Source organism: Acidaminococcus sp. HCP3S3_H5 (assembly GCF_052122235.1).
In the GTDB taxonomy this organism is placed as follows: Bacteria; Bacillota; Negativicutes; order Acidaminococcales; family Acidaminococcaceae; genus Acidaminococcus.
This window is the reverse complement of record NZ_JBQKCS010000002.1, coordinates 66637-92735: the sequence shown is the minus strand read 5'-3', so window position 1 is coordinate 92735 and position 26099 is coordinate 66637. Positions and strand designations below refer to the sequence as shown.

The 26099-nt window shown below is 58.7% G+C and carries 24 protein-coding genes; 23 read left to right on the top strand and 1 reads right to left on the bottom strand.

Going from position 1 to position 26099, the window contains the following annotated elements; all coding sequences use genetic code 11:
* Window positions 1-72: 72 nt before the first annotated feature.
* The 22 genes from ACTQY5_RS02855 (at window position 73) to ACTQY5_RS02750 (ending at window position 23389) form a co-directional block, all read left to right on the top strand.
* A complete protein-coding gene (locus tag ACTQY5_RS02855; RefSeq protein ID WP_441368791.1) occupies window positions 73-1602 on the top strand; it encodes an efflux transporter outer membrane subunit in 1530 nt (509 codons plus the stop codon).
* Window positions 1599-2639, top strand: a complete 1041-nt coding sequence (locus ACTQY5_RS02850) for an HlyD family efflux transporter periplasmic adaptor subunit (RefSeq protein ID WP_441368790.1) — start codon at window positions 1599-1601, stop codon at window positions 2637-2639. The genes ACTQY5_RS02855 and ACTQY5_RS02850 overlap by 4 nt, the downstream gene beginning before the upstream one ends.
* Window positions 2632-4383 carry an ATP-binding cassette domain-containing protein gene (locus tag ACTQY5_RS02845; RefSeq protein ID WP_441368789.1) on the top strand — a complete coding sequence of 584 codons (1752 nt, stop codon included), beginning with the start codon at window positions 2632-2634 and terminating at the stop codon, window positions 4381-4383. The genes ACTQY5_RS02850 and ACTQY5_RS02845 overlap by 8 nt, the downstream gene beginning before the upstream one ends.
* Window positions 4380-5489 (top strand): ABC transporter permease, encoded by a 1110-nt coding sequence (locus ACTQY5_RS02840; protein ID WP_441368788.1) that lies wholly within the window; start codon window positions 4380-4382, stop codon window positions 5487-5489. The genes ACTQY5_RS02845 and ACTQY5_RS02840 overlap by 4 nt, the downstream gene beginning before the upstream one ends.
* A complete protein-coding gene (locus ACTQY5_RS02835) occupies window positions 5490-6605 on the top strand; it encodes an ABC transporter permease (RefSeq protein ID WP_022487495.1) in 1116 nt (371 codons plus the stop codon).
* A gap of 164 nt (window positions 6606-6769) precedes the next feature.
* Window positions 6770-7885 (top strand): M20/M25/M40 family metallo-hydrolase, encoded by a 1116-nt coding sequence (locus tag ACTQY5_RS02830; protein ID WP_329777676.1) that lies wholly within the window; start codon window positions 6770-6772, stop codon window positions 7883-7885.
* A 143-nt stretch (window positions 7886-8028) separates the two neighbouring features.
* Window positions 8029-8805 carry a double zinc ribbon domain-containing protein gene (locus tag ACTQY5_RS02825; protein ID WP_288174554.1) on the top strand — a complete coding sequence of 259 codons (777 nt, stop codon included), beginning with the start codon at window positions 8029-8031 and terminating at the stop codon, window positions 8803-8805.
* A 19-nt stretch (window positions 8806-8824) separates the two neighbouring features.
* Window positions 8825-9430, top strand: a complete 606-nt coding sequence (locus ACTQY5_RS02820) for an SH3 domain-containing protein (RefSeq protein WP_441368787.1) — start codon at window positions 8825-8827, stop codon at window positions 9428-9430.
* A 24-nt stretch (window positions 9431-9454) separates the two neighbouring features.
* Entirely contained in the window at window positions 9455-10072 is a 618-nt protein-coding gene (locus ACTQY5_RS02815) for a L,D-transpeptidase (protein ID WP_022487491.1), read from the top strand.
* A gap of 79 nt (window positions 10073-10151) precedes the next feature.
* Window positions 10152-10442, top strand: coding sequence for a GNAT family N-acetyltransferase (locus ACTQY5_RS02810; RefSeq protein ID WP_022487490.1), 291 nt, complete (start codon window positions 10152-10154; stop codon window positions 10440-10442).
* Between the two features lie 480 nt (window positions 10443-10922).
* Window positions 10923-12386 carry an anthranilate synthase component I family protein gene (locus ACTQY5_RS02805; RefSeq protein WP_441368786.1) on the top strand — a complete coding sequence of 488 codons (1464 nt, stop codon included), beginning with the start codon at window positions 10923-10925 and terminating at the stop codon, window positions 12384-12386.
* A gap of 1 nt (window position 12387) precedes the next feature.
* Window positions 12388-12975, top strand: coding sequence for an anthranilate synthase component II (locus ACTQY5_RS02800; protein WP_441368785.1), 588 nt, complete (start codon window positions 12388-12390; stop codon window positions 12973-12975).
* A 3-nt stretch (window positions 12976-12978) separates the two neighbouring features.
* Window positions 12979-14001: an anthranilate phosphoribosyltransferase gene (gene trpD, locus ACTQY5_RS02795; RefSeq protein WP_022487487.1), complete on the top strand. Its 1023-nt coding sequence runs from the start codon at window positions 12979-12981 to the stop codon at window positions 13999-14001.
* Between the two features lie 16 nt (window positions 14002-14017).
* A complete protein-coding gene (trpC, locus tag ACTQY5_RS02790) occupies window positions 14018-14803 on the top strand; it encodes an indole-3-glycerol phosphate synthase TrpC (protein WP_288310925.1) in 786 nt (261 codons plus the stop codon).
* The gene (locus tag ACTQY5_RS02785; RefSeq protein WP_441368784.1) at window positions 14800-15426 is read left to right on the top strand and encodes a phosphoribosylanthranilate isomerase; all 627 of its coding nucleotides are present in this window, start codon (window positions 14800-14802) and stop codon (window positions 15424-15426) included. The genes trpC and ACTQY5_RS02785 overlap by 4 nt, the downstream gene beginning before the upstream one ends.
* The gene (gene trpB / locus ACTQY5_RS02780) at window positions 15423-16607 is read left to right on the top strand and encodes a tryptophan synthase subunit beta (protein WP_022487484.1); all 1185 of its coding nucleotides are present in this window, start codon (window positions 15423-15425) and stop codon (window positions 16605-16607) included. Before ACTQY5_RS02785 ends, trpB begins: the two co-directional genes overlap by 4 nt.
* Window positions 16600-17382, top strand: a complete 783-nt coding sequence (gene trpA / locus ACTQY5_RS02775) for a tryptophan synthase subunit alpha (protein ID WP_279127052.1) — start codon at window positions 16600-16602, stop codon at window positions 17380-17382. Before trpB ends, trpA begins: the two co-directional genes overlap by 8 nt.
* A gap of 156 nt (window positions 17383-17538) precedes the next feature.
* The gene (locus tag ACTQY5_RS02770; protein ID WP_441368783.1) at window positions 17539-18918 is read left to right on the top strand and encodes an LCP family protein; all 1380 of its coding nucleotides are present in this window, start codon (window positions 17539-17541) and stop codon (window positions 18916-18918) included.
* Window positions 18919-19498: 580 nt separating this feature from the next.
* Window positions 19499-20365 (top strand): shikimate dehydrogenase family protein, encoded by an 867-nt coding sequence (locus ACTQY5_RS02765; protein ID WP_288310922.1) that lies wholly within the window; start codon window positions 19499-19501, stop codon window positions 20363-20365.
* Between the two features lie 43 nt (window positions 20366-20408).
* Window positions 20409-21011, top strand: coding sequence for a TRAP transporter small permease (locus ACTQY5_RS02760; RefSeq protein WP_288310921.1), 603 nt, complete (start codon window positions 20409-20411; stop codon window positions 21009-21011).
* Window positions 21012-22307, top strand: a complete 1296-nt coding sequence (locus tag ACTQY5_RS02755) for a TRAP transporter large permease (protein ID WP_441368782.1) — start codon at window positions 21012-21014, stop codon at window positions 22305-22307.
* A 17-nt stretch (window positions 22308-22324) separates the two neighbouring features.
* The gene (locus ACTQY5_RS02750; protein WP_288310919.1) at window positions 22325-23389 is read left to right on the top strand and encodes a TRAP transporter substrate-binding protein; all 1065 of its coding nucleotides are present in this window, start codon (window positions 22325-22327) and stop codon (window positions 23387-23389) included.
* 118 nt (window positions 23390-23507) lie between these two features.
* Here the strand turns inward: ACTQY5_RS02750 and aroD are convergent, their stop codons facing one another.
* Window positions 23508-24260, bottom strand: a complete 753-nt coding sequence (gene aroD, locus ACTQY5_RS02745) for a type I 3-dehydroquinate dehydratase (protein ID WP_154487667.1) — start codon at window positions 24258-24260, stop codon at window positions 23508-23510.
* Between the two features lie 244 nt (window positions 24261-24504).
* On the opposite strand from aroD, the gene ACTQY5_RS02740 reads away from it, so the two are divergent.
* Window positions 24505-26061, top strand: coding sequence for a YfcC family protein (locus ACTQY5_RS02740; RefSeq protein WP_288310918.1), 1557 nt, complete (start codon window positions 24505-24507; stop codon window positions 26059-26061).
* Window positions 26062-26099: the final 38 nt, after the last annotated feature.

Genomic DNA, 26099 nt, shown 5'->3' with positions numbered 1-26099 from the left:
TTTTGGGCTATAATGAGGGTATAATTAATCAAACGAATAATTATTTTACTGGTACAGATGGGAGCGATGACCATGAAATGGTGGAAACCTGTGGTGGTGGGGCTGTCCCTGACCCTGGCACCGGGGATGATGCAGCCGGCCCTGGCCGGGAAGAAGGATCCCCAGCCCAAGGCGGTGAAGATGCCCTCCTGGACAGAACTGGCCCAGAAGCAACCGGCAGCTTATGACAAGGCCACGCCGGAGGCCAGGCTCAGTGAGGAACAGCTGGCGGACTGGTGGAAGACCTTCCAGGACCCCAAACTGGACGCCCTGATCGAACTTTCTCTGAAAAACAACCGGGATCTCCAGGCGGCCCAGGCCCGGGTGGAAGAAGCACGGGCCCAGTTGGGGATCAGCAAGGGGGAAGCCCTGCCCTGGCTGAATGTGGGAGGCACCTACGGACGGTATGAAGCCCCTCAGGGGGTCAACGACAAAATCAGCGATATGAGTCCCTATCCGGGGATGATCAACCCGCCCAACCGGAATTCTTCCGTAGCCGGGCTGGGCATCGATGCTTCCTGGGAACCGGACTTCTTCGGCCGGCTGAAGGCCAAGAAGCAGAGCGCCGCCCACAACCTGGCAGCCCAGCATGCAGCCCTGTACAGCACCTGGGTGACCCTCAGTGCGGAAACAGCCCTCAACTATGTATCTCTCCGGACCCTCCAGCAGGATCTGGACCTGTTGGAACGGCATGCAGCCCTGGAAGGGGAAAAAGCAGATCTGCTCCAGACCAATTACAATGCGGGGCTGATCAGCGGCTATCCTCTGGAAGCCATGCGGACCCAGGAACAGAATACTCGGGCGGAGATCCCCCGGATCCGGCAGTCCATCCAGGAGACCCTTACCCGACTGTCCATCCTTACCGGGACGGAACCGGGCCAGCTCAATGACCTGTTGGAACCGGAAGATTTACCGGAAATCGATCCGGAACTGTATCATGCCATTCCCGCCAACCTGATGCGCCAGCGGCCGGATATCCGGGCGGCGGAAGAGCGGCTGGAAGCCCAGATCGCCCGGACCAAAGAGGCACGGGCGGAACTGAAGCCCCGGTTCACCCTGGACGGGTTCCTGGGGCTCATCACCCTGGGGGGCGGGAATCTGTTCGGTTCCGGCGCCCATTCCTTTGCCATTGCGCCTTCCTTCACCTTCCCCCTGTTCCATGGGGGACAGCTGCGGCAGAATGTGAAGCTGCAGGATGCCCGGGCCAAAGAATACCAGGCCCAGTATGAAAACACGGTGCTGAAGGCGGCCGGGGAAGTCCAGGATGCCATGACCGGTATCGTTCAGGAAAAGGAACGGAAAGACAAGCTCACCGCCGGGGTGGACAATGCCCAGGGGGCTTTCGACCTGGCGGAAAACCGCTTCCAGGCGGGACTCAGCGATTATCAGCCGGTATTGGACAGCGAACGGATCCTGCTTACCATGAAACGGCAGGAAAACCGCAGCCGGGGCCAGGAACTGGCGGACCTGATCCACCTGTACAAGGCACTGGGTGGCGGCTGGCAGCCGCTTACCGATGCGGAACAGGCGGAAATCAGCAGGGCAGAAGGGAAGGATAAATGATGGCATTTTGGGAAAACCTTTTACAGGACAAAAAGAAACTGGCGGCCCTGGTGGCAGCGGCAGCCCTGCTCATCGGCGGGGGCTCCTACGGTTACCACCGGTATCAGGTGCAGAAGGCGGCCCGGCAGCTGACCCTCTACGGGAACGTGGATGTGCGGGAAGTATCCGTGGCCTTCCGGGAAAGCGACCGGATCGCGGAAGAAATGGTGGAAGAAGGAGATAAGGTCACCAAGGGCCAGGTACTGGCCCGATTGGATACCGATGAACTGAAAATCAAGAAGAGCAAGCTCCAGGCTCAGATCGCCGCCCAGCAGAGCGTGGTGGACAAACTCCACAACGGCACCCGGGCGGAAGATCTGGAAGCGGCCCGGGCTAAAGCCGATGAGGCGGCAGCCCAGGCGGACCAGGCCCGGCAGGATCTGGCCCGGGTGGAGAACGCCTTTGCCTCTTCCAATGGAAAATCCGTCAGCAAACAGGACCGGGATGCGGCCCGGACCAAGGTGGATGTAACGGCGGCCCAGGCGGAAGCGGCCCGGCAGGAATATGAAAAAGCCCAGGCCGGTCCCCGGGATGAAGATGTGGCCAGCGGGGAAGCCCAGCTGAAAGCCCTCCAGGAAGACGCCAAACACGTGGACTACCTGCTGAGCCAGGCGGAACTCAAGGCACCGGCAGACGGGGTCATCCGGTCCCGGCTGCTGGAAGTGGGGGATATGGCTTCTCCTCAGAAACCGGTGTTCAAGCTGTCCCTCAATGAAAAGAAATGGATCCGGGTCTATGTCAGCGAAAAGGATCTGGGCCGGATCTATGAAGGGATGAAGGCGAAGATCTATACGGACAGCCATCCCAAGGATCCCATCGAAGGCCAGATTGGCTATATTTCCTCTACGGCAGAATTCACCCCCAAAACGGTCCAGACCACGGAACTGCGTACCTCCCTGCTGTACGAAGTCCGGGTCTATGTAACCGATTCCGACAATGTGCTGCGGATGGGAATGCCCGCCACGGTGCAGATCGACACGGAGCAGAGCCATGACTGAATGGGTGGTCCAGGCTGAAAAGCTGGACAAACTCTTTGATGACAAGCAGGGAAAGACCCATGCTCTCCAAGGCATCGACTTCCGGGCGGAAAAAGGGAAAATGACCGCCCTCATCGGTCCGGACGGGGCCGGGAAGACCACCACCATGCGGCTGATCTGCGGGCTCATGGACCCCACCGGCGGGAGCCTGAAGGTGCTGGGGCTGGATTCAGTGGCCGGGGCGGAGGAAATCCAGTCCCGGATCAGCTACATGCCCCAGAAATTCGGCCTTTATGAAGATCTGACCATCCAGGAGAATATGGATCTGTATGCGGACCTTCACGGGATCCCCCAGGATACCCGGAAGGACCGTTTTGCCAAACTGCTGGACATGACCGGGCTGGCTCCCTTTACCGGACGGCTGGCAGGGAAGCTGTCCGGGGGCATGAAGCAGAAATTGGGGCTGGCCTGCACGTTGGTCCGTTCTCCGGATCTGCTGATCCTGGACGAACCTACCGTAGGGGTGGACCCTCTCAGCCGTGACGAGTTGTGGATCATCATTAAGCAGATGGTCCGGGAAGAAAACCTCAGCGTCATTGTATGCACCGCCTACATGAACGAGGCGGCCATGTGCGACCATGTGTATGTGCTGAACCTGGGCCAGATGCTGTTTGAAGGGACTCCCCAGGAACTGAGCCAGGTGGCGGCGGGAAAATGCTTCGAAGTGGACCCGCCGGAAGAACTGCCCTACCGGGTGCTCCAGGGATCCCTGCTGGATGACACGGAACAGATCATCGATGCGGTTCCGGAAAGCGGTACCGTCCGGTACATTGCCGCCCGGCCCGGGGAACCCATTCCCACCCTGGAGCGGTGGAGCCTGACCCCCCGGGCGGTGGAACCCCGGCTGGAAGACGGGTTCATGATCCTTCTCCACCAGGCGGCGGATCTGGAAAAGACCCGGATCCCCCTGGCTCCTCTGGACAAGATCCCGCCCCGTCCTTCCCAGAATGAAGTGAGCATCGAAGTGAAGGACCTGGTGAAGAAGTTCGGGGATTTCACCGCGGTTTCCCATACTTCCTTCCAGGTCCACAAAGGAGAGGTGTTCGGCCTTCTGGGGCCCAACGGGGCCGGGAAGACCACTACCTTCCGGATGCTCTGCGGCCTGATCCCTGCCACCGGCGGCAAGCTCAGCGTGGCCGGGGAGAACCTGCGGACTGCCCGGACGGAGGCCCGGGCCAAAATCGGCTACGTGTCCCAGAAATTCGCCCTGTACACCAAGCTCAGCGTACTGGAAAATCTCCAGTTCTACGGAGGCATGTACGGCCTGCCCCGGAAGAAGCTCCAGGAACGGATCCGCACGGTGCTGGAGGAGTTCCAGCTCACCGGGACGGAATCCCACAATGCCGGGGACCTGCCGGGAGGCTACAAACAGCGGCTGTCCATGGCCTGCGCCCTGCTCCAGGAGCCGGAGATCCTGTTCCTGGACGAACCCACCAGCGGCATCGATCCCCTGGCCCGGCGGATGTTCTGGCGGGAAATCACGGATCTGTCCTGCAAAGGGACCACCATCATCATCACTACCCACTTTATGGAAGAATCCGAGTACTGCGACCGGATCATGATCCAGGACCATGGGAAGATGCTGATCATCGGTTCCACCGATGAAATCCGGGAAAAACTCCATAAACCGGGGGCCAACATGGATGCCATGTTCATCGACATCGTGAACCAGGCCCGGGCCAGGGGAGAGGAGGCAGCCCAATGAAAGATAATATGCGCCGGATCCGGGCTCTGACGGTGAAGGAGTTCCGGGAAGTGCTCCGGGACAATTCCAGCCTGGCCCTGGGCATCCTGCTGCCCATCCTGCTGATCCTGGTGATCGGCTACGGCATCAGCCTGGATGTGAAGCACGCCCCCATCGGGGTGGTGCTGGAGGACGCGTCTCCGGAGGCCCGGCAGGTGGTGGATTTCGTGGATGGATCGGAATACTTCCGACCTACATACATGACCAGCATGAACCAGGCGCTCCGAGCCATGGAACAGCGGAGAATCGACGCCATCCTCCGGGTGCCTCCGGATTTCAGCCGCCAGCTCCACCAGGGGGACGGACGGGTCCAGCTGCTGCTGTACGGCACGGACACCACCACCGCCATGAGCATCCAGAGTTATGTGGAAACGGCGGCGGCTCAGTGGTCCGCCCGCCAGATGGCCGGCCAGGGCGTGGGAGCCGTGGACCTGGAATCCAGGCTCTGGTTCAATGATGCCCATGAAAGCACCTGGTACTTTTTGCCCGGGCTGATCCTGATGATCGTCACCCTGGTGGGGGTGCTGCTCACCGCCGGGGTCATGGCCCGGGAATACGAACGGGGGACCTTTGAATCCCTGTTCGTGACTCCGGTGAAAAAAGGAGAGATCATTGTGGCCAAGATGATCCCCTATTTCTGCATTGCCCTGCTGGGGGTCTTCATCTGTCTGATCCTGTCCCGGTTCCTGTTCCAGGTGCCTCTGGTAGGGTCCCTGTCCCTGATTTTGCTGTTTTCCGTCCTGTACCTGCTCACCGCCCTGGGCATGGGGATGCTGATTTCTGTGGTGACCAAAGCCCAGTTCATGGCCATCCAGGTTGCCCTTCTGGTAAGCTTCCTGCCCAGCATCATGCTTTCCGGGTTCCTGTTCGACCTGCGGGCCACCCCCCGGTGGGTCCAGTGGATCGGGGAAGTACTGCCCTTCAAGCATTATCTGGTGGCCCTGAAGACCCTGTTTTTGGCCGGTGACCTGTGGCCGGTGATCCTGCCCCAGGCCGGCTGGCTGCTGTTTTTCATGGTGCTTTTCCTGGGCCTGGCCCTCCAGCGTATCCGAAAGAAGGTGGAATGAATGACGCCCTGGCAGCTATTTTGTCAGCAGGTCCGGTATATCTGCCGGAAAGAACTGCTGGCCATCTGGAAGGACAAGGCCTTCCGGCAGATTCTGGTAGTCCCCACTCTGGTCCTGGGGGTGATTTTCGGCTACACCGCCACCTTCAATGTGGAGGATGTGACTTATGCGGTATTGGACCAGAGCCATTCAGAGGCTTCCACCTCTCTGCTGGCCACCCTGGACGGCACCCGCTTTTTCCATCGGGTGGCGGATCTCCAGAATACCGCCCAGCTCAAGGATCCCATCGACCGGGAAGAAGCCATGGTGGTGCTGGCCATTCCCTCTGATTTTGAAGAGAAACTGGCCCGGGGAGAAAAAGCCCCCCTCCAGGTAATCACCGATGGCCGGAATACCATGACCGCCAGTCTGGCTTCCGCCTACACCTCCCGGGTGGTCCAGCAGTGGCTGGAAGCCCGGACCGGCCAGAAACCGCCCCTTTCCGTGGAAACCCGGACCTGGTTCAACCCCAACCAGCTGACCCTGTGGTATTTTGCTCCCGGGATCCTGGGGCTCATGAGCTTTTCCCAGGTGATCCTTTTGGCCGGCATGTCCGTAGCCCGGGAACGGGAGGAAGGGACCTTCGAACAGCTGCTGGTGACCCCGGCGTCCCCCCTGGTGCTCCTGATCGGGAAGGCGTTCCCTCCGGTGCTGGTGGGGCTGCTCCAGGGGACGCTGCTCCTGCTGCTGGATCTGTTCTGGTTCCAGGTGCCTTTTGAAGGGTCCTACCTGACCCTGTACCTGGTGCTGCTGGTCTATTTCCTCAGTTCCACCGGCATCGGGCTGAGCATTTCTTCCGTGTGCAGTTCCATGCAGCAGGTCCAGGTGTACACCTATGTATATCTGATCCCCAATGCCCTTTTGAGCGGGGTGGCCACCCCGGTTCGGAACATGCCCCAGTTCCTCCAGATCCTGACTTATGCGGATCCTCTCCGGTTTGCCCTGGATGCCATCCGCCGGATCTATTTTGAAGGAGCGGGCCTTGGCACCATTGCCCCGGATCTGTTGCCCATGGCCGTAGTGGCCGTCCTGACCCTCTGGCTGGCAGCGGTTTTATTCCGGAAGAATTTGGGGTAGAATGAGTGAAGAGTAAAGAGTGAAGAGTGCAGAGTGCAGAGAAATGGCAGGCGTAAATCATATTGTGGACAGTTTTCGAACTGGAGACACGAAATGGATCCGGTGTCCTGCAGAAACAAAAATTCTATACTCTGGACTGGTCAGTTAAGAAAGGAGTCATGCCCATGAATGACGTGCTGCGCAAAATGGTGGAGGACTATATCCACAACCGGATGCCGGAATACCTCCAGACTCTGTATGATGTGATCACCATCCCTTCTCCCACAGGAGAAGAGGACAGGAAGGCCCAGTGGATCCTGGAACAATTGGAAGCCATGGGGGCGGAAGGCGCATACCGGGATGAAGCCGGCAATGTGATCTATCCCCACTGCATTGAAGGAGTGGACAAGTTCCCTTTGTACACCGCCCATATGGATACGGTGTTTGCGGGAGTGGACAGGATCACTCCGGACATCGACGGGCACATCCTGAAGGCCCCTTCCTGCGGGGACAACAGTTCTGACGTGGCTGCCCTGCTGTTCCTGATCCGGATGATGCTGACCCTGAAGCTCCGGACGCCGGCGGTGTTCGCCTTCAATGTGGGAGAAGAAGGGCTGGGGAACCTGAAAGGGAGCCGGGCCCTTACTGATGCCTTCGGGGACCGGCTCAGCTATTTCATGGCCGTGGACGGGAACAGCGACCGGTTCGTGAACCTGGCCGTAGGGTCCCGGCGGTACGCGGTCCATGTGGTCACGGCCGGGGGCCACAGCTATGCGGCTTTCGGGGCGGCCAACGCCATCAACGAAGCCGCGGGAATCATCCGGGATTTCTACAGCCTCCAGGTGCCCAGAAATCCCCGGACCACCTACAATGTGGGGACCATCCAGGGAGGCACCACCATCAACTCTATTGCTGCGGAAGTGGAATTCACCGTGGACATGCGGTCCGTATCCCATTCCGAACTGGAAAAGCTGGATGCCGCCTTCCAGGCCATCCTGAAGGCCCATACCACGGACAAGGTAAAGGTGGAGACCCTGCTTCTGGGAGAGCGGCCCTGCAGCGAAGGGGTGCAGCACCATGAAATCCATGACCGGATCACCGCCATCCGGAAACGGGAAGGCCTGAAAACGGTGTTCAGTGCCAGCAGCACTGATGCCAACATCCCTCTTAGCCGGAACATCCCGGCCATCGCCTTCGGCATCAGCCTGGGCAAAGGGGTCCACACCCTCCAGGAAGAACTGGACATGACCAGCCTGGAACCGGGTCTGAAGCAGCTGGCGGCGTTTATTTGGGAGATGTAAGAGCTGATGACAGGGAAAGGGGCTGTTGCGCACGCAACAGCCCCTTTCCTATTCCCAATTTTCTGCGTATAATAAGAATCATAAAGAAAACTGCGGGAAACCGGGAGTTGGGGATGGTTTCCTTATACGGAAGGGGAATGGTTATGTCCAAGAAATGCAAACAGTGCGGCTGCGAACTGGCGGACGATGCCCTGTTCTGCGTCCAGTGCGGCGCCAAACAGGATCCGGTGGTGAAATGCCCCAAATGCGGTCATATGAACCCGGCGGCCAATGATTTCTGCACCGAATGCGGTACCCGGCTGAAGGAAACAAAGCCGGAGGAAAAGGGTGCCGGAGATGAAAAGCCGGCTGAATCCGTACAGCCAGCTCAGGAAGAAACTTACAAAGTAGTGGTGGCGGAACCGGTTTCCGGCGGCCAGGGAGGCGGCGGGAACCAGGGCTTCCAGAACTTCCGGATGCCTCCGGTTCCTCCGGAGGGCAACGGAAAGAAAAAGAAGATCCTGGCCATCATCGGGGTACTTGTGGTGGTCCTGGGACTGTTCTTCGCCTTTGGGGGCGGCAGCAAACCCATCCAGGTGAAATCCGGTGAAATCGTGGATGACTATATCCGGGACCAGAGTTCCGGAGATAAAAAATACAAGGACAAGACCGTCCAGGTTTCCGGTAAGGTAAAATGGAAGGGGCAGTTCAACAATTCCCAGAATTACAGCATTACCCTGGAAAGCCGGAAAAACGGCGGCAAGACCTATCAGGTGCTGGTGGATGTGCCGGCCAAACGGGCCAGCATCGTCAATGATCTGAAAATCGGGGATTTCGTCAATGTGAAGGGGAAATGCGTGGGTATCGTGAAACAGAAGAGCCCCACCCTGATCAGTGTCCAGATCAAATCCACCAAGATCAATGACCAGGATGCGGACTGAGGGGCAGGAGGCGTAACCCATGGCGAAATTTTGTGCCCATTGCGGGAATCAGCTGACGGAAGAGGAAAAATTTTGTCCGGTCTGCGGCACGCCGGTGCAGCAGCCGGCGGCCCCGGTTCAGCCGGACCAGCAGGAAAAGGGAGCAACCCAGCCGGCACCCCAGCCCCAGAAGGCTTCCTTTGAGACTTTCCAGCCCCGGGAAGATTTGCCCCACAAAAGCGGCCGGGGCAAATGGATTGCCCTGGTGATTCTCCTGATGCTGGCGGCGGCCGGGGCAGGGATCTTCTTTGCCCGGCAGAAGGATGCCGGGAGCGGGTCCGATGCCAAACCGGCGGTGACCCAGGAAGAAAAGAAACCGGGAACTTCGGCTCCCAAGACCCAGCCCAAGGCGGAAGGGGCTGACCAGAAAGCCGCGGACGGGAAAAAGACGGACAAATCCTTCGGAAAGATCACCGGTACCGACGTGCGTCTCCGGGCGGGTGCCGGAACCAATACGGATATTGTGGACTATTTCGATGAAGGAGAAAAGGTGGAGATTACCGGACGGAAGGACAACTGGTATCGGGTGAAACGGGACAACGGACAGACCGGGTATGTTTCGGTCCAGTTCTGCCGGCGTCTGTAACCGGCTTCCGGAAAGGAGGGGACCATGGGAAAATATCATGACGCGTACCAAAAACGGAGATGGAAGGGACCGGCCTGGGGCGTCTTTTTCATCCTGGTCCTGCTGCTGGCAGTGGGGTTCGCCATCAAAGGCTGCCGGGGCGGACAGCCGGCGGAAGAAGCAGAGGAAATTCCGGCGGCACCGGCTGTTACCAGGGATGTGCGCCAGACCCCGGAACCCCACGACTACTCCATCCTGGTCAAAAAAGGAGAATTTACCCTGTTCCTCCTGGACCACGGGGAACCGGTGGCCCAATGGCCGGTGGCCCTGGGGAAGAATCCCGGGCAGAAGCAGATGAGCGGGGACATGAAGACCCCGGAGGGAACCTTCCCGGTGGATGAAATCATCGATGCCTCCAGCTGGTCCCATGATTTCCACGACGGCAAAGGGGTGATCCAGCACGCCTACGGGCCCTGGTTCATCAGCCTGGATACCCGGAGCCTGAGCCAGGGAAAATGGGACGGCATCGGCATCCATGGCACCCACGACCCGGCCTCCATCGGCACCCGGGCCTCCGAAGGCTGCATCCGGATGAACAATGAAGATCTGGAAAAGCTGAAGGCCTGTGTGAAAGTAGGGACAAAGGTGACGGTGGAAGAGTAAAAGGCTGTCAGCGGCCGTTGACAGCTGACCGTTGACCGGCCTGGCTGCTTCAGCGGCCAGGTCTTGAAAGGAGAAATTCATGGACACCATTCGTCTTGTAAAGGAACCGGAAAACTTCCGGGCGGCCCTGTATGACGGGGCCGTGGAAATCGGAAAATGCACCTATGGGGTGACCCGTCCCGGGGTTTGGACCCTGGAACACACCATTGTGGATCCCCAGTACGGAGGCCAGGGCCTGGCCGGGAAACTGGTCCGGGCGGTGGCGGACATGGCCCGGGAAGCCGGGGTGAAGATCATCCCCCAGTGTTCCTATGCCCGGGTCCAGTTCGACCGGAAACCGGAATTTGCAGATGTGTATGAAAAAGAGTAGAGTGTACAGAAACAAAAGTCCCAGAAACTGTTAAAAGAGATACAGAAGTGAACAATTTAAACTTTTTCAGAAAAAATATTTGACAAGCTGTTTCTCCAGTGCTACTATACAACCATCAATTCAATAAGAACCAAAAACCTTTGAGGTGGAGATAACGCCAGAAAATGTGCGCACAGAGAGTCCGGGAAGCTGAGAGCCGGACCGTGGCAGTCTGACAAATGGACCACTGAGGGCGCGATGAAATCTTCGGAAAGTATCCCGCGACGCAGCACCGACGTTACCGGTGAGGAATGTGTTGGCATTCTGCTTGAGGTGTGGAGCTTTGGCTCCATTACAGGGTGGTACCGCAGGTTATGACACCTGTCCTTGTAGGAGGACAGGTGTTTTTTTACTGCAGAGACAGTGACTTGCAGGAACAGGCATCCAGGTGGAATATCCAACCTGGATGTCTTTTTCTTTTATCAGTAAGGAGGAACAGTCATGAAACAACAGAGTCTGGAAGAAAGCAAAGCCCTGGCCCAGGGATATGCGGCGGTGCCTGTGGTCCGGGAAATCCTGGCGGATACCGCCACTCCCATCGGCCTGGTGAGCCTGGTGCGGAAGGAAAGCAGCCGGTATTTCCTGTTGGAAAGCCTGGAACAGAACGACCAGGCTGGCCGGTATTCCTTCATCGGCTTCGACCCTGTTGTCCGGCTCCGGGCCAAGGACCGGAACGCCCAGGTGGAATTTGCCGGCAGCCGGATCCCGGTAGATCCCAACCGGCCCCTGGAGGCCCTCCGGTCCATCCTGAAGGCCTACCGGGTCCCCAAAATCCCCGGGCTGCCTCCTTTTACCGGCGGGTTCGTAGGGTATTTCTCCTACGACTTTTTCCAGTACTGTGAACCCAGCCTCCATTTCGACCCGGCCAAGTCTACGGCCTTCCCGGATTTCGACCTGATGCTCTTCGACAAGGTGATCGCCTTCGACCGGGTGCTCCAGAAAATGTACCTGATCGTGAACATCAAGACCGATGACCTGGAAGGGAACTACGCCAAGGCCCAGAAGAACCTGGATGCCATGGAAGCCCTGGTCCGGCAGCCGGTGGCGCCGCCGGCCTTCACCCCGGCTCATCTGGGGCCCATCACCAGCAATCAGGACAAAGCGACCTATGGAGAAAATGTGGAGAAAATCAAAGAACACATCCGGCAGGGGGATATTTTCCAGGCGGTGTATTCCCAGCGGTTCTCCGCTTCCTACGACCAGGATCTGTTCAACATGTACCGGATCCTCCGGACCACCAACCCTTCCCAGTACATGGTGCTGCTGAAGAACGACAATCTGGAAATCGCCGGTTCTTCTCCGGAAACCCTGATCAAGGTCCAGGACCGGGAAATCACCTCCATGCCCATTGCGGGCACCCGGCGGAGAGGCCGGACCGAAGAGGAGGACAAAGCCCTGGAACGGGACATGCAGACGGACCCCAAGGAACTGGCGGAACACAATATGCTGGTGGACCTGGCCCGGAACGATGTGGGCAAGGTGGCGGAATTCGGGTCCGTAAAAGTCCATGATCATCTGCTGGTGAAAAAGTTCTCCCATGTGATGCACATGACCACCCGGGTCACCGGTACTCTGAAGGAAGGGAAGGATGCCATCGACACCCTGTGTGCCGCCTTCCCGGCCGGGACCCTTTCCGGGGCTCCCAAAGTCCGGGCCTGTGAGATCCTGGATGGACTGGAACCGGAACGGCGGGGACCCTACGGCGGGGGCATGGGATACCTGGATTTTGCCGGGAACATGGACATCTGCATTGTGATCCGCACCGCTGTGAAATACGGGGACACCGTTTCCTTCCAGACCGGCAGCGGTATTGTGGCCGACTCCAAGGTGGAGGACGAATTCATGGAAACCATCAACAAGGCAGCGGCCGTACGGCAGGCTTTGGAAGCAACCACGGAGGCGTAACATGGAACTGATCATCGACAACTACGACAGCTTTACCTACAATCTGTATCAATATATGGGCACCCTGAACCCAGACATCCAGGTGATCCGGAACGATGCCATTACGGTGGAAGGGATCCGGAAGCTCCAGCCGGACCACCTGATCCTGTCTCCCGGGCCCGGCCGGCCCTGCGATGCAGGGGTCTGCGAACCAGCTCTCCGGGAACTGAAAGGGGAATTCCCCATCCTGGGGGTGTGCCTGGGCCATCAGGCCATCGGGGAAGTGTTCGGAGGCACCGTCACCTACGCCCGGCAGCTGATGCACGGGAAACAGTCCACGGTAACCCTGGACCGGATCTCTCCCTTGTTCAAGGGGCTGCCGGAACAGATCCTGGTGGGGCGGTACCATTCCCTGGCCATCGACCCGGATACCCTGCCGGAAGTCCTGAAGGCAACGGCCACTACGGAAGACGGGGAAGTGATGGCGGTGGAACATCGGGATTATCCCATTTACGGGCTCCAGTTCCATCCGGAATCCATCCTGACCCCGGAAGGCATGACCATCATCCGGAATTTCCTGGATCTGAAAATCACCAAGCAGGAGGCATAGATCATGATTAAAGAAGCCATCATCAAACTGGTCAACAAAGGAGACCTGACCTACAACGAAGCCAAGGAAGTGATGCTGGAGATCATGGGAGGCAAGACCACTCCCACCCAGAATGCAGCGTTCCTGGCGGCTCTTTCCACCAAAAGCGCCAAGGCGGAAACCATCGACGAAATCACCGGCTGTGCGGAAGCCATGCGGTCCCTGGCCACTCCCGTCCCCCATCCGGGGATGGAAGTGATGGAAATCGTGGGCACCGGCGGGGACGGAGCCCATTCCTTCAACATTTCCACCACCTCCGCCATGGTACTGGCCGCCGGCGGTGTGAAGGTGGCCAAACACGGGAACCGGGCGGCTTCTTCCCTGTGCGGCACTGCAGACTGTCTGGAAGCCCTGGGGGTGAACATCCAGCAGGATCCGGCCCTGGCTCTGAAAATGCTGGAGGAGACCAACTTCTGCTTCCTGTTTGCCCAGAAATACCATGCAGCCATGAAGTATGTGGGGCCCATCCGGAAGGAACTGGGGTTCCGGACCGTGTTCAATATCCTGGGGCCCCTCACCAACCCGGCCAAACCGGAAATGTTCCTGCTGGGGGTCTATGACGGCTACCTGGTGGAACCTTTGGCCAAGGTGCTGTGTTCCCTGGGGGTGAAACGGGGCCTGGTGGCCTACGGCCAGGAAAAACTGGACGAAATCTCTCCCAACGGGCCCACCACCATCTGTGAGCTCCGGGACGGGTACTACCGGTCTTCGGTGATCCGTCCGGAAGATTTCGGTCTGGTCCCCGGGAAGAAAGAAGACCTGGTGGGGGGGACCCCGGAAGAAAATGCCCGGATCACCCGGGACATCCTCTCCGGGAAGCTCCAGGGCACCAAACGGAATGCGGTGCTCATGAATGCCGGAGCCGGCCTGTTCGTGGCCGGGAAGGCGGATACCATCGCCGACGGGGTGAAACTGGCGGCGGAACTCATTGACAGCGGCAAGGCCCTGGCCGCCCTGGAAAAAGTCATCAAAGTCAGCAACGAATAAACGGAAGGTGCGGAACATGATCCTGGATACCCTGGCAGAAGCCACCCGGCAGCGGGTGGAAAAACAGAAAAAGGAAAAAGACTTCTACACCCTCCGGCGGGAAGCGGAAGCCCTGCTCCGGGACCGGGAGGGCTGCTTTCGGGAAGCCCTGGAGAGACCGGGCCTCAACTTCATTACGGAAGTGAAGAAGGCCTCTCCGTCCAAAGGGCTCATCGCTCCTGACTTTCCCTATGTGGCCATTGCCCGGCAGTATGAAGCCCTGGGGGCTGCCGCCATTTCCGTGTTGACGGAAACGGACTACTTCCTGGGCAGCGACCGGTATCTCCGGGAAATCCGCCAGGCGGTGGGAACGCCCCTCCTGCGGAAGGACTTCACCCTGGATGACTACATGGTGTGCCAGGCCAAGACCCTGGGGGCCGATGCCATCCTGCTGATCGCCGCCATCCTCAGCGACAGCCAGCTCCAGGAATACCGGCTGCTGGCGGAAAGCCTGGGCATGGACGCCCTGGTGGAAGCCCATGATGAAGAGGAAGTGGAACGGGCCATCCGGAGCGGCGCCCGGGTCATCGGAGTGAACAACCGGAACCTAAAGGACTTTACCGTGGACATCGGCAACAGCCTCCGGCTCCGGTCCCTGGTACCGGAAACCATTCCCTTTGTGGCGGAAAGCGGCATCAAAAGCCGGCAGCAGACCGCCCAACTGGAACAGGCCGGGGTCAACGGAGTGCTCATCGGGGAAACCCTCATGCGGAGCCCGGATATGAAAGCCGCCCTGGCAGAACTGCGGGGTGAGGTCCTGTGACGAAAATCAAGCTGTGCGGGATCCGGCGGCCAGAGGATGTGGCCATGGTGAACCGGGCCCAGCCGGATTATGCCGGATTCGTCTTCGCCCCCGGCAGGCGGCAGGTAACGGCGGAACAGGCGGAAAACCTCCGCCGGCAGCTGGACCCGGCCATTGCCGCCGTAGGCGTCTTCGTAAAGGCTCCTGTGGAAGAAGCGGCGGCCCTGGCCAACCGGGGCACCATCCAGCTGATCCAGCTCCATGGAGAAGAAGACGAAGCCTATGTGAAGGCCCTCCGAGAGCGGACAACGGCTCCCATCATCCGGGTGATCCGGGTACGGGGACCGGAAAGCCTCCGGGACCTGAACCGGTATGACTGCGATTATTTCCTGCTGGATACCTATTCCGGCAGCCAGTTCGGAGGGCTGGGGAAAACCTTCGACCACAGTCTGCTCCGGCAAGCCCGGTTCTCCAGACCCTTTTTCCTGGCCGGGGGACTGGATGCAGACAATGTGGCGGCGGCCATTGCTGGGTACAGCCCCTTCGGGGTGGATACCAGCAGCGGCATCGAAACTGCCGGAACGAAAGATGAAAACAAAATCCGCGCTTTTGTGAGCGCTGTAAGAAAAGAGGAAGAATCATGAGCAATGGAAGATTTGGCAGACACGGCGGCCAATATGTATCGGAAACCCTGATGAACGCAGTGCTGCAGCTGGACGAAGCCTACAACCGGTTCAAGGATGATCCGGAATTCCTTCAGGAACTGCGGACTCTGTACCATGACTATGCCAACCGGCCCAGCCTGCTGTACTATGCGGAAAAGATGACCAGGGATCTGGGAGGCGCCAAGATCTATCTGAAACGGGAAGACCTGAACCACACCGGGGCTCACAAGATCAACAACGCCCTGGGTCAGTGCCTTCTGGCCAAAAAGATGGGCAAGAAACGGGTCATCGCCGAAACCGGCGCCGGCCAGCACGGGGTGGCCACCGCTACTGTGGCGGCTCTCATGGGCCTGGAATGTGAAGTGTACATGGGCAAGGAGGACACCATCCGCCAGGCCCTGAACGTGTACCGAATGGAACTTCTGGGGGCCAAAGTGGTGCCAGTGACCACCGGCACCGGCACCCTGAAGGACGCGGTCAGCGAGGCCATGCGGGATTGGTGCACCAATGTGGAAAACACCTTCTATGTGCTGGGATCCTGCATGGGGCCCCATCCCTATCCCACCATCGTCCGTGATTTCCAGAAAATCATCGGGGAAGAAGTGAAAGCCCAGATGCTGGAGAAGGAAGGCCGGCTGCCCGATGTGGTCATGGCCTGCGTAGGGGGCGGCAGCAATGCCATCGGCTTGTTCTACGATTTCATCCCGGACAAAAACGTCCAGCTGATCGGGGTGGAAGCCGCCGGCCGGGGAGTGAACACCGCGGAAACCGCCGCCACCATCGCCCGGGGGAAACCGGGGATCTTCCACGGGATGGAATCCTATTTCCTCCAGGATGAAGACGGGCAGATCGCCCCGGTGTACTCCATTTCCGCCGGTCTGGATTACCCGGGAATCGGGCCGGAACACGCTAACCTGTACGATACGGGCCGTGCCCAGTACGTGCCCATCACCGACGACGAATCGGTGGAAGCGTTTGAATATCTGTCCCGGACGGAAGGCATCATTCCGGCCATTGAAAGTGCCCATGCGGTGGCCTATGCCATGAAACTGGCCCCCACCCTGCCCAAGGACAAGATCATCGTGGTGAACCTGTCCGGCCGGGGGGACAAAGACGTGGCAGCCATTGCCAGATACAAGGGGGTAGATCTGCATGACTAGGATTACTGACGCATTCAAGAAAAAGGGGAAGCTGTTCATTCCCTTCATTACCGCAGGGGATCCGGACCTGGACACTACGGAAAAACTGATCTATGCCATGGAAGAGGCAGGAGCCGGGCTCATTGAAATCGGCATCCCCTTCTCCGATCCCACTGCCGAAGGGCCGGTGATCCTGGAAGCGGACACCCGGGCCCTGGCTGCAGGGACCAGGATCAAGGACATTTTCGCCATGCTGGCCCGGGTCCGGGAAAAGACCCGGATCCCCATGGTGTTCCTTACCTATGTGAACCCGATCTTCACCTACGGCCGGGAGAAGTTCTTCCAGCAGTGCCGGGATGTGAAAATCGACGGGGTCATCGTCCCCGACGTGCCCTATGAAGAAAAGGACACCATCGCTCCGGAAGCGGAAAAATACGGGGTGGAGATTATTTCCATGATTGCTCCCACCTCCCACCAGCGGATCCAGATGATTGCCAGAGAAGCCCAGGGATATATTTACCTGGTTTCTTCTCTGGGGGTCACCGGGGTGCGGAAATCCATTACCACCAACCTGAAGGAAATCGTGGACAAGATCCGGGAAGTCTCCGACAAACCCATTGCTGTAGGCTTTGGCATCTCTACCCCGGAACAGGCCAAAGAAATGGCAGCCATCAGCGACGGAGCCATCGTAGGCAGCGCCATCGTGAAACTCTGCGCCCAGTACGGTAAAGACGCCGTGGAACCGGTGAAGGCGTACGTAAAGGAAATGGCAGAGGCAGTGGAAGAGGCGAAGTGAAACAAGGCTGTTGCTTCTCCGCCAGCTGCGGCCCGTGACCAGGGGGTGTGAATTCTTTCACACCCCCTTTTTCTGATGCATCCATTTCTTTTTTACGGTATAATAGAAATGAAAGAAGGAATGATCATAAATTGTAACGTTTAAGGGAGAACCATCATGCTGGGAAAATATAAAGCGGTGATTGCGGGAATCGGGGTCCTTTTGGCGGCGGTGACGGGATTTTTCCTGCTGGGGCCGGGAAAGAAGCCGGACCCGGGCCAGGTGGCCCAGATCCAGGGGAAACGGAACATCCTGGTGATGGGAGTGGACCGGCGGAGCGGCGATACCGGCCGGTCTGACACCCTTTTTGTGACCATGCTGGACACTTCCCGGAACCAGGCAGCTCTTTTGTCCATCCCCCGGGATACCCTGGTCTCCATTCCCGGCCACGGCTGGGACAAGGTGAACCATGCCTATGCCTACGGAGGCCATGAACTGAGCCGGAAGACTGTGGAAAACTTCCTGGGAATCCCCGTCAGCAACTATGTACTGGTGGATTTCCAGGGGTTCATCAAGCTGGTGGATGCCATTGGCGGGGTGGACATCGATGTGGAAAAGTCCATGCAGTATACGGACCCTTATGACGGGGAAAACGGCCTGGTGATCAATCTCCAGCCCGGGAAACAGCATATGGACGGGACCACCGCCATCCAGTACGTCCGGTATCGGGATGAGGAAGGGGACATCGGCCGGGTGGCCCGGCAGCAGAAGTTCATGAAGGCGGTGTTCGCCAAGCTCCGGTCCGCCAGCCTCCTGACCCGGGCCCCGGAAATCGCCCATACTCTGTACCAGAGCATCGATACGGATCTGTCGGCAGGGGACCTGGCATCTCTTTTGGTGACCTTTGCCAAGAACGTGTCCGGCACCTCTCAGCTGGAAACCGCCATGGTCCAGGGAAGCCCCGCCTATATTGATGACATCAGCTACTGGATCCCCAACATGACGGCCCTGCGCCAGCAGGTGGCCCAGCTCCAGGGGGTCCAGCCAGGGGAAGGATACCGGATGGCGGCCCAGGCAGCCAAGAAGAAGTATGACGAACTGCTGGGCACCAACAGTGCCGCCGGCAGCGGTGAGAAACGGACTCTCCAGGTGCAGAACCAGGAACTGAAGAAAGCCGTGGAAAAAGCCCGGAAAATGGACAAAGAAAAAGCGGCCCTGCCTGTGGGAGACAGCAGCGGTACCGGCAAGGGCAGCACGGCGCCCAATCTGCCGCCCCCGCCGCCCCAGAAACCCCCCCGGGCCTCCCTGGTCAACTGCAGCGGCAATCCTCAGTACGGAGTGGAAGCGGCCAATGACGCCCGGAACGCCGGGTTTGCCATTGTGAGCATCACCAACGGCAGCCCCATGGATCGGACCCAGGTGCTGATCAATGCCGGCAGCAGCGCCGCCGAAGAGCGCACCGGAGCCCTGCCTTTCGACTTCCAGCTGATCCAGGGAGCCGTAAGCCCCAGCAGCGGGGATGTGGTGATTTATGTAGGACGGGATTATGGGAAGTAGGGGGGTGAATGAATTCACCCCGGTCGCGGACCGCGACTTATAGCTCGCGACTCGCGACCAAAAGTGGTTGTTGCCTACGCAACAGCCACTTTTTTACTCTACCAACATTATATGAATTAACCAACAAATAAAATAACTATGAAAAAACTGAAAATATTCTTGAATATTGTATACAAGAGTGCTATAATGCAACTGTAAGTTGAATTTGCCCCTCATTTGGCCCTTGTTTTCAAGGGCTTTTTTTTTTTGGCGTTTTGCCCGTCAGCGGTCAATGATCAGCGGCCGGATGATAAAATTTGCAGGCAAATTCTATGAATGTGTAAATTGGACCCGTAGGGGCTCCACGCCGGGGAGCCCGCTTTTGCATCGTTGGTTCGTGCATTCAGCGGGGCACCGGGCCTGCGCCCCCTACGGTCTGACCGATTTTAAGATCAATTTGTTAAAATTGATTTCCTTCGGCTGTCAACCCTGTAGGGGAAGTCATTGACAAAACAGCATTACAGGCCTAAAATGAAAAACATCACGAATGTATACAAAATGCGGGACTGTCCCGCAGAGCAGGAAAGTAGGATGGTAGAACATGCATATCGATATCCACACCCGTTTCATTACCCTGTTGGGAGATCCCCTGGCCCAATCCTTTGCGGCCCGGATGCAGAACAGAGGGTATGAGGCGGCAGGGCTGAACCTGGTGTATTTCTACACGGTGACCGGGAACGAACACCTGGGTGAAATCATCCAGGGACTGCGGCACATGCCCTTTGCCGGGTTTGCCGTCACCAAGCCCAACAAGGTGAAAGTCCTGGAATACCTGGACGAACTGGATCCCCTGTGTGCCAAAATGGGGTCCAGCAATACGGTGGTGAAACTGCCGGATGGACGGCTGAAAGGGTACAACACCGACGGGGTGGGCTTTTACCGGGCCCTGGAGGAAGCCGGGGTGCCCGTCAGCGGAAAGACCTTCTTCTGCTTCGGCAGCGGCGGAGCCGGCCGGGCCATTTGTTCGGCGCTGGCCTACCATGGAGCCGGCCGGATCCTGATTACGGATCTGGTGGAAGAAAGCGCCCGGAGCCTGGTGGCGGACATCAACAAAAACTTCGCACCTGTGGCGGAATTCGTGGCTTATGGAGATTTTTCCCGGGTCAAAGAAGCCAATGCCGTCATCAATGCCAGCGGGGTGGGCATGGGGAAAACCGCAGGCCGGACCCCTCTGCCTCCGGAATACATCCGGCCCGGCCAGTTTTACTTCGACGCCTGCTACAATCCGGCCCGGACCCGGTTCCTGGAAAATGCGGAAAAAGCCGGGTGCCCGGTGCTGAACGGGCTCACCATGAGTCTCTACCAGGGAACGGCCCAGGTGGAACTGTGGTCAGGGAAGAAGGCTCCGGTGGAAGCCATGGGTCAGGAACTGGAGAAAATCCTGGCAGAAAAAAAGCAGCAGGAGTAGGGCTTCTGCTGCAAAGTAGCAAAGTAGAATGGAGAGAAACAAAATGGAAAATGTGAAGGAAAGCAGCAAGACAGTACAACGCAACTCTGTAAACGCTCTGATCCACTGGCTGGATCTGCACCTGGAAGAGACCTTCCTGGTGGTGATGCTGGTTCTCATTGCCGGCATCACCATGCTTCAGGTCATTGTCCGGAAAATCCCGGGCATGGCGTCTCTCACCTGGGCAGAAGAACTGTGCCGGTTTTTGTGGATCTGGAGCGTTTTTCTGTCCCTGCCCTATACCATCCGGATGGACAGTATGCTCCGGGTGGGGGTGCTGAAGGACATGCTCCCGGAAACTCTCCGGAAGGTGCTGAATCTGGTGGTGGACGGGATCACTCTGGGCTGCATGGGGGTCCTGGGCCTTTACGCGGTGGAAGTGGTGTCAGTAATTGCTGAAAGCCACGAGATTTCCCCGGCTATGCAGTGGTCCATGGCCTTTGTGTACAGCTTCATGGTCCTGGGGTTCTTCCTGGGAGTGGTCCGGTCCGTCCAGATGCTCTGGATCCATGTCCAGCATCTCCAGGAAAAGGAACTGTCCACCCTGGAACAGACTCTCCAGGATGCGGCTGACGAAGCGGCCCTGGCCCGGGAAGGGGATGACTGAATGTCCGCGGTACTGATTTTTTCCGTCTTTCTCCTGGCCATTGCTCTGTCCCTGCCTATCGGCATCAGCATGATCCTGGGGGCCACTGCTCCCATTGCCCTGTTCCATCAGGGAGGCACCATGGGCCAGGTGCTGAACAATGCCTTTTCCGGGGCCAATTCCACCCCCATCCTGGCAGTGCCCCTGTTCATCCTGGGGGGTGTGATCATGGCCAAAGGCGGGATTTCCCGGAAACTGTTCAACTTCTTCGCCTTTTTTGCCGGCCGGATCCCCGGAGGCCTGCCCTGTGCAGTGATCCTCACCTGCCTGTTCTACGGGGCCATTTCCGGCTCCGGTCCGGCCACCACGGCGGCAGTGGGAGCCATGTGCGTGCCCTTCCTGACGGAACTGGGCTATGACAAGACCTGGAGTGCCGGTCTGGTGGCCGTGGCCGGGGGCCTGGGAGTCATCATTCCGCCTTCCATCCCCTTTGTGCTCTATTCCCTGGCCACCGGGGTTTCCACCGGGAAACTGTTCCTGGCGGGGATCATCCCCGGCTTCCTGGTGGGCCTGGCCCTGATGGTCTATGCGGTGATCCACTGTCTCCGGAACGGGGAGGACAAGGACAAAGTCCGGGAACGGATGGAAGAACTGTCCAGGATGGGTTTCCTCCAGCTGTTCCGGGACAGCGCCTGGGCCCTGCTGTGCCCGGTGATTGTCCTGGGAGGCATTTACACCGGGTTCACCACCCCTACGGAAGCGGCGGCGGTGTCCGTGTTCTATGCTCTGCTGGTGTCTCTTTTTGTCTATAAGAACATGACCTTCGGGGATATCCTGCCCATGCTCCGGGAATCGGTCCGGACCTATGGGGGACTGGCCTTCGTGCTGGCCTTTGCCACCGCTTTCGGACGGGTCCTGTCCATGACCCGGGCTACCAAAGCGGTGGAAAGCTTCATCCTGGGGAACTTCACCTCCGGGGTGGCGGTCCTCACGGTACTGGTGCTGATTTTCCTGGCCCTGGGCATGGTGATGGACACGGGACCGGCCATCATCATCCTGGTACCGGTGCTGCTGCCGGCCTGTAAAAAGCTGGGAGTGGATCCCATCCATCTGGGGGTGGTGCTGGTGTGCTGCCTGTCCATCGGCCTGGCCACTCCGCCTTTCGGCCTGGACCTGTTTGTGGCCGGGAACATTGCAGAACAGCAGCCCATGAGCGTGGCCCGGAAATCCGTTCCGTTCATCTGTGCTTTCCTGGCGGCTCTGGTGGGCATCACCTACATTCCGGCGCTTTCCACCTTCCTGCCGGCATTGTGGTAAGAAAGGACGGAACAGCCATGGATAGAATATGGAAGAAACTGGCCGCAGCCTGCCTGGGAATGGTGCTCCTTTTGGGGACAGCTGCCTGCGGCAGCCAGCCGGCGGCCGAAAACAAAGAGAAGGAAGCCGGGCCCTATGCCGGTCTGCCCAAAGTGGTGCTGGTGGGAGGGGATTCCTCCGGCAAAGGCTCCGTGGGCCAGCGGTTCGGGGAACTGGTGGCCCAAAAGGTGGCTGAACGGACCGGCAGCCAATTGACCATCGACTACCATCCCAATGCGGAACTGGGCGGGGACGAAGACCTGCTCCGGCAGCTCCGGGCCAACGACATCCAGCTGGTGGTGGGCCAGATGGCTCCGGTGACGGCTTTTGTGCCGGAGGGAGCGGTGTTCGACCTGCCCATGGTCTTTGCTCCCTATGACGGGAAAACCATCGACCGGGTACTCAACGGGGACGGGTCCTTCCGGCAGAAACTGGCGGCGGCCTATGACCGGGCGGGGCTCCACTATATGGGGACCCTCCAGAACGGCACCTACCGGCTGATGACCTCCAACCGGCCGGTGAAAAGGGTGGAGGATTTCCAGGGGCTGAAGATCCGCACCATGAGCAACCGGAACCATATGGCCTTCTGGTCCGCCCTGGGAGCCAATCCCACGCCTCTGGCCTGGCCGGAACTGTATTTTTCCCTGCAGAGCGGCATTGTGGATGCGGAAGAAAATGCGGCGGACAGCATCCTTTCCGCCAATTTCAACGAAGTCCAGAAATACGTGGCGGAAACCAATGTGATCCTGTACGCCAACGAAATGGTCCTGAACAAAAAAGCTTGGGAGAATCTGCCCAAGGCATACCAAAAGGCTTTGGAAGACGCGGTCCGGGAAGCCCGGGAAGAACTGGCACCTACCCTGATCCAGGTGGACCGGGACTGCAAGGAAAAACTCCAGAAAAAAGGCATGACCCTGGTGGCCTATCCTCCGGAATTCTACCAAGCAGTCCGGAACCAGCCCGCCGTCCAGGAACTGTACAAGAAAATAGACGCCCAGACTGGAGGACTGGGAACGGTGATGAGAGAAGAGCTGGAAAAGTAAGAAAGGGGCTGCTGCAGCGCAGCAGCCCCGTCAACGGTCCGCTGACCGCTGACCATTGACCGCTGACAAAAAAAGAACTGTGAAAAAATGATTCCTCATTTTTTCACAGTTCCTTTTTTCATACCCGTTGAATCACCTGGGCCAACAGGTCCGCCGGGAGCTGGCCGGGGGCGGAGGCGGCTCCGGCGGTGCCGAAGGTGACGGCGGAACCGAACCGGCCTCCTCCGATCCGGGTAATGGCCCCCATGGGCCCCATGGCCATGGTGATCACCGGAGTCCTGGGATGGCCTTCCTTCATTTCCAGGGTGGCGGCCAGAAGGGTCAGCACATCTTCTTCCTTCTGGGGCATCACCGCGTATTTGGCCAGGTCGCAGCCCAGGTCCTGCATGGTGCACAGGGTCCGGACCAGGGTTTCCCGGGAGGGAGTCTTCTGGAAATCATGGCAGGATCCCACCACCTTGATCCCGGCCCTGTGGGCCCGGTTTACCAGATGTTCCATCACATCTTTTCCCCGGGACAGCTCCACATCCACCAGGTCCATGGCTCCGCTGTCCATCGCTTCTTCCAGCAGCCGCACATAGTCTTCCGTGGAAATCTCCAGCTGTCCCCCTTCCACCGTGGTGCGGATGGTGAACAGCAGGGGCAGGTGGGGAATCCGCTGCCGGAACAGGGCCAGGGGAGCCTGCCAGCTTCCCGGTTCCCGGATGGAGGCGTAGCAGTCTCCCCGCCACTCCGCCAGGTCGCAGGGAGCTTCCGCCAGGGAATCCAGGGCTTCTTCCAGCCCGGACAGGGTAGGGGCCGTGAGAGGGATGGCGATTTTCGGCTGCCCTTCGCCGATTGCCAGATTTTTCACAAGTACAGGTTGGGCCATGATGATTCGCTCCTTTTTTCGTCTTTGCTCCAGTATACGGCAGCGGCTGGAAAAGTGTCAATGAAGGCTCTATTCTGTGGACAGGAAGGCCGTTCTTTCAGTCTCTTCTCCAACCCTGTTTTTCCGCACTGCCAAACTGTACAAAAGTTCGAAAAATTCGCTTTTCTATGCTATAATTTTTTTGTACAACCGCAGCCAACAGCTGCACCGGCAAAAATGCGACTGCAGAAAGAAGGAATGTGAAATGTCCGATCAACCCAAGAAACAGAGAAAGATGCTCAGCTCCTATTCCATCGTGTTCCTGTTCCTGATCTTTACCGCCATCCTTACCTGGTTCGTGCCCCAGTCGGTGGTGGTCAATGATCACGGAACCAAGAAGATCATCTACGACGCCATTATGGTCAAAGGGAAAGTGGTCGCAGGCCAGGGACTCCAGCCCATGGGACTGTGGGACATCATCATGGCACCGGCCAAGGGCTTTGTAAAGGCGGCCCAGCTGTGCTTTGCCCTGCTGATGGCCGGGGCCTTCCTCCACCTGCTGAACTATGTGGGAGCCATGCGGGCCGGGATCGGCTGGCTGCTGAAACGGTTCACCGGCAAGACCCTGATCGTGGTACTCACCTTTTTCTCCGCCCTGTTCGGTGCCGTCTACGGCCTGTGGGAAGAAATCCCCGCCTACTCCATGGCGGTGGTGCCCCTGTTCGTCCTAGCCGGCTATGATGTGATCACCGGGATCGGGGTCCTGACCGTAGGGGCCACCGCAGGCAATATGGCCAGCGTGGTGAATCCTTTTTCCATTGGCGCAGCCGTAGGGGCCATCGGCAACGAAAGCCTGTCCCTGGGCAGCGGCATCGTCCTCCGGCTGGTGCTCTTTGCGGTGCTGTATCTGGTGGCCTTGGCCTATGTGCTCCAGTATGCGGCCCGGGTGAAGAAAGATCCCTCCAAATCCATTGTAGCCGGGCTGCCGGTGAACACCATGGTGGAGGAAAAACAGGAAGAAGTGGAAATCACCACCCGGCAGGCCCTGTCCATCGGGCTCCTGGTGCTGATCGTCATTGCCATGATCTGCGGCTATGTGCCCTGGGATTCCATCAAGTTCGCCGACGGGACCACTGCCAAGACCCTGGTGAACCTGCCCTTTACTTCCCTGGCCAAGGTACCGGTACTGGGGAACCTGCTGGGGGCGGAACACTATACCCAGTTCGGGGACTGGTACTTTGAAGAATTTTCCTTCGTGTTCCTGGCCGGGGCCCTGCTCCTGGGAATCATCAACAAGATCCCGGAAGCCACCTTCATCAAAGAATTCATCGCCGGGGCCCGGGACCTGCTCAGTGTGGTCCTGGTGCTGGCCATTGCCAACGGGATTTCCGTGATCATGGGCAGCAAGACTGCCGGCATGTCCGTCACCTTCGTGTACTGGATCCAGAGCGCCCTCCAGGGTGTGCCCTCCTGGGCCTTCTCCCTGGCGGTCATCGGGTCCTATGTGGCCATCGGTTTCTTCATGCAGTCCACCAGCGGGGTGGCCGGAATCACCATGCCCATCCTGGGGGCCGTGGCCTATGCCCTTTATGAAACCGCTCCCATCGGACCGGTGGGCGGCCAGGTGCTGCTGATCGCCAGCTTCACCATCGGGCTCAACTTCACCAGTGCCCTGTACCCCAGCGCCACCAACATGGGGACCCTGGAACTGTACAAGGTGCCCTATGATATCTATCTGAAATTCATCCTGAAAGGCGCCCTGCTGCTGCTCATTACCGGGGCCGTGATCGTTTCCGTGGCACCCATGCTGGGCATCCTGTAAACCCTTGGAATATAAGGAAACCAACCAACAAGCAAAGG

Coding starts and splice junctions, on each gene's coding strand:
- ACTQY5_RS02820 (WP_441368787.1), top strand. CDS start 8,825: ATGGCGAAATTTTGTGCCCATTGCGGGAATCAGCTGACGGAAGAGGAA.
- ACTQY5_RS02770 (WP_441368783.1), top strand. CDS start 17,539: ATGCTGGGAAAATATAAAGCGGTGATTGCGGGAATCGGGGTCCTTTTG.
- ACTQY5_RS02805 (WP_441368786.1), top strand. CDS start 10,923: ATGAAACAACAGAGTCTGGAAGAAAGCAAAGCCCTGGCCCAGGGATAT.
- ACTQY5_RS02765 (WP_288310922.1), top strand. CDS start 19,499: ATGCATATCGATATCCACACCCGTTTCATTACCCTGTTGGGAGATCCC.
- trpD (WP_022487487.1), top strand. CDS start 12,979: ATGATTAAAGAAGCCATCATCAAACTGGTCAACAAAGGAGACCTGACC.
- ACTQY5_RS02835 (WP_022487495.1), top strand. CDS start 5,490: ATGACGCCCTGGCAGCTATTTTGTCAGCAGGTCCGGTATATCTGCCGG.
- trpC (WP_288310925.1), top strand. CDS start 14,018: ATGATCCTGGATACCCTGGCAGAAGCCACCCGGCAGCGGGTGGAAAAA.
- ACTQY5_RS02750 (WP_288310919.1), top strand. CDS start 22,325: ATGGATAGAATATGGAAGAAACTGGCCGCAGCCTGCCTGGGAATGGTG.
- ACTQY5_RS02800 (WP_441368785.1), top strand. CDS start 12,388: ATGGAACTGATCATCGACAACTACGACAGCTTTACCTACAATCTGTAT.
- ACTQY5_RS02840 (WP_441368788.1), top strand. CDS start 4,380: ATGAAAGATAATATGCGCCGGATCCGGGCTCTGACGGTGAAGGAGTTC.
- ACTQY5_RS02815 (WP_022487491.1), top strand. CDS start 9,455: ATGGGAAAATATCATGACGCGTACCAAAAACGGAGATGGAAGGGACCG.
- ACTQY5_RS02740 (WP_288310918.1), top strand. CDS start 24,505: ATGTCCGATCAACCCAAGAAACAGAGAAAGATGCTCAGCTCCTATTCC.
- trpB (WP_022487484.1), top strand. CDS start 15,423: ATGAGCAATGGAAGATTTGGCAGACACGGCGGCCAATATGTATCGGAA.
- ACTQY5_RS02830 (WP_329777676.1), top strand. CDS start 6,770: ATGAATGACGTGCTGCGCAAAATGGTGGAGGACTATATCCACAACCGG.
- ACTQY5_RS02825 (WP_288174554.1), top strand. CDS start 8,029: ATGTCCAAGAAATGCAAACAGTGCGGCTGCGAACTGGCGGACGATGCC.
- ACTQY5_RS02755 (WP_441368782.1), top strand. CDS start 21,012: ATGTCCGCGGTACTGATTTTTTCCGTCTTTCTCCTGGCCATTGCTCTG.
- ACTQY5_RS02810 (WP_022487490.1), top strand. CDS start 10,152: ATGGACACCATTCGTCTTGTAAAGGAACCGGAAAACTTCCGGGCGGCC.
- ACTQY5_RS02760 (WP_288310921.1), top strand. CDS start 20,409: ATGGAAAATGTGAAGGAAAGCAGCAAGACAGTACAACGCAACTCTGTA.
- aroD (WP_154487667.1), bottom strand. CDS start 24,260: ATGGCCCAACCTGTACTTGTGAAAAATCTGGCAATCGGCGAAGGGCAG.
- ACTQY5_RS02850 (WP_441368790.1), top strand. CDS start 1,599: ATGATGGCATTTTGGGAAAACCTTTTACAGGACAAAAAGAAACTGGCG.
- ACTQY5_RS02845 (WP_441368789.1), top strand. CDS start 2,632: ATGACTGAATGGGTGGTCCAGGCTGAAAAGCTGGACAAACTCTTTGAT.
- ACTQY5_RS02855 (WP_441368791.1), top strand. CDS start 73: ATGAAATGGTGGAAACCTGTGGTGGTGGGGCTGTCCCTGACCCTGGCA.
- trpA (WP_279127052.1), top strand. CDS start 16,600: ATGACTAGGATTACTGACGCATTCAAGAAAAAGGGGAAGCTGTTCATT.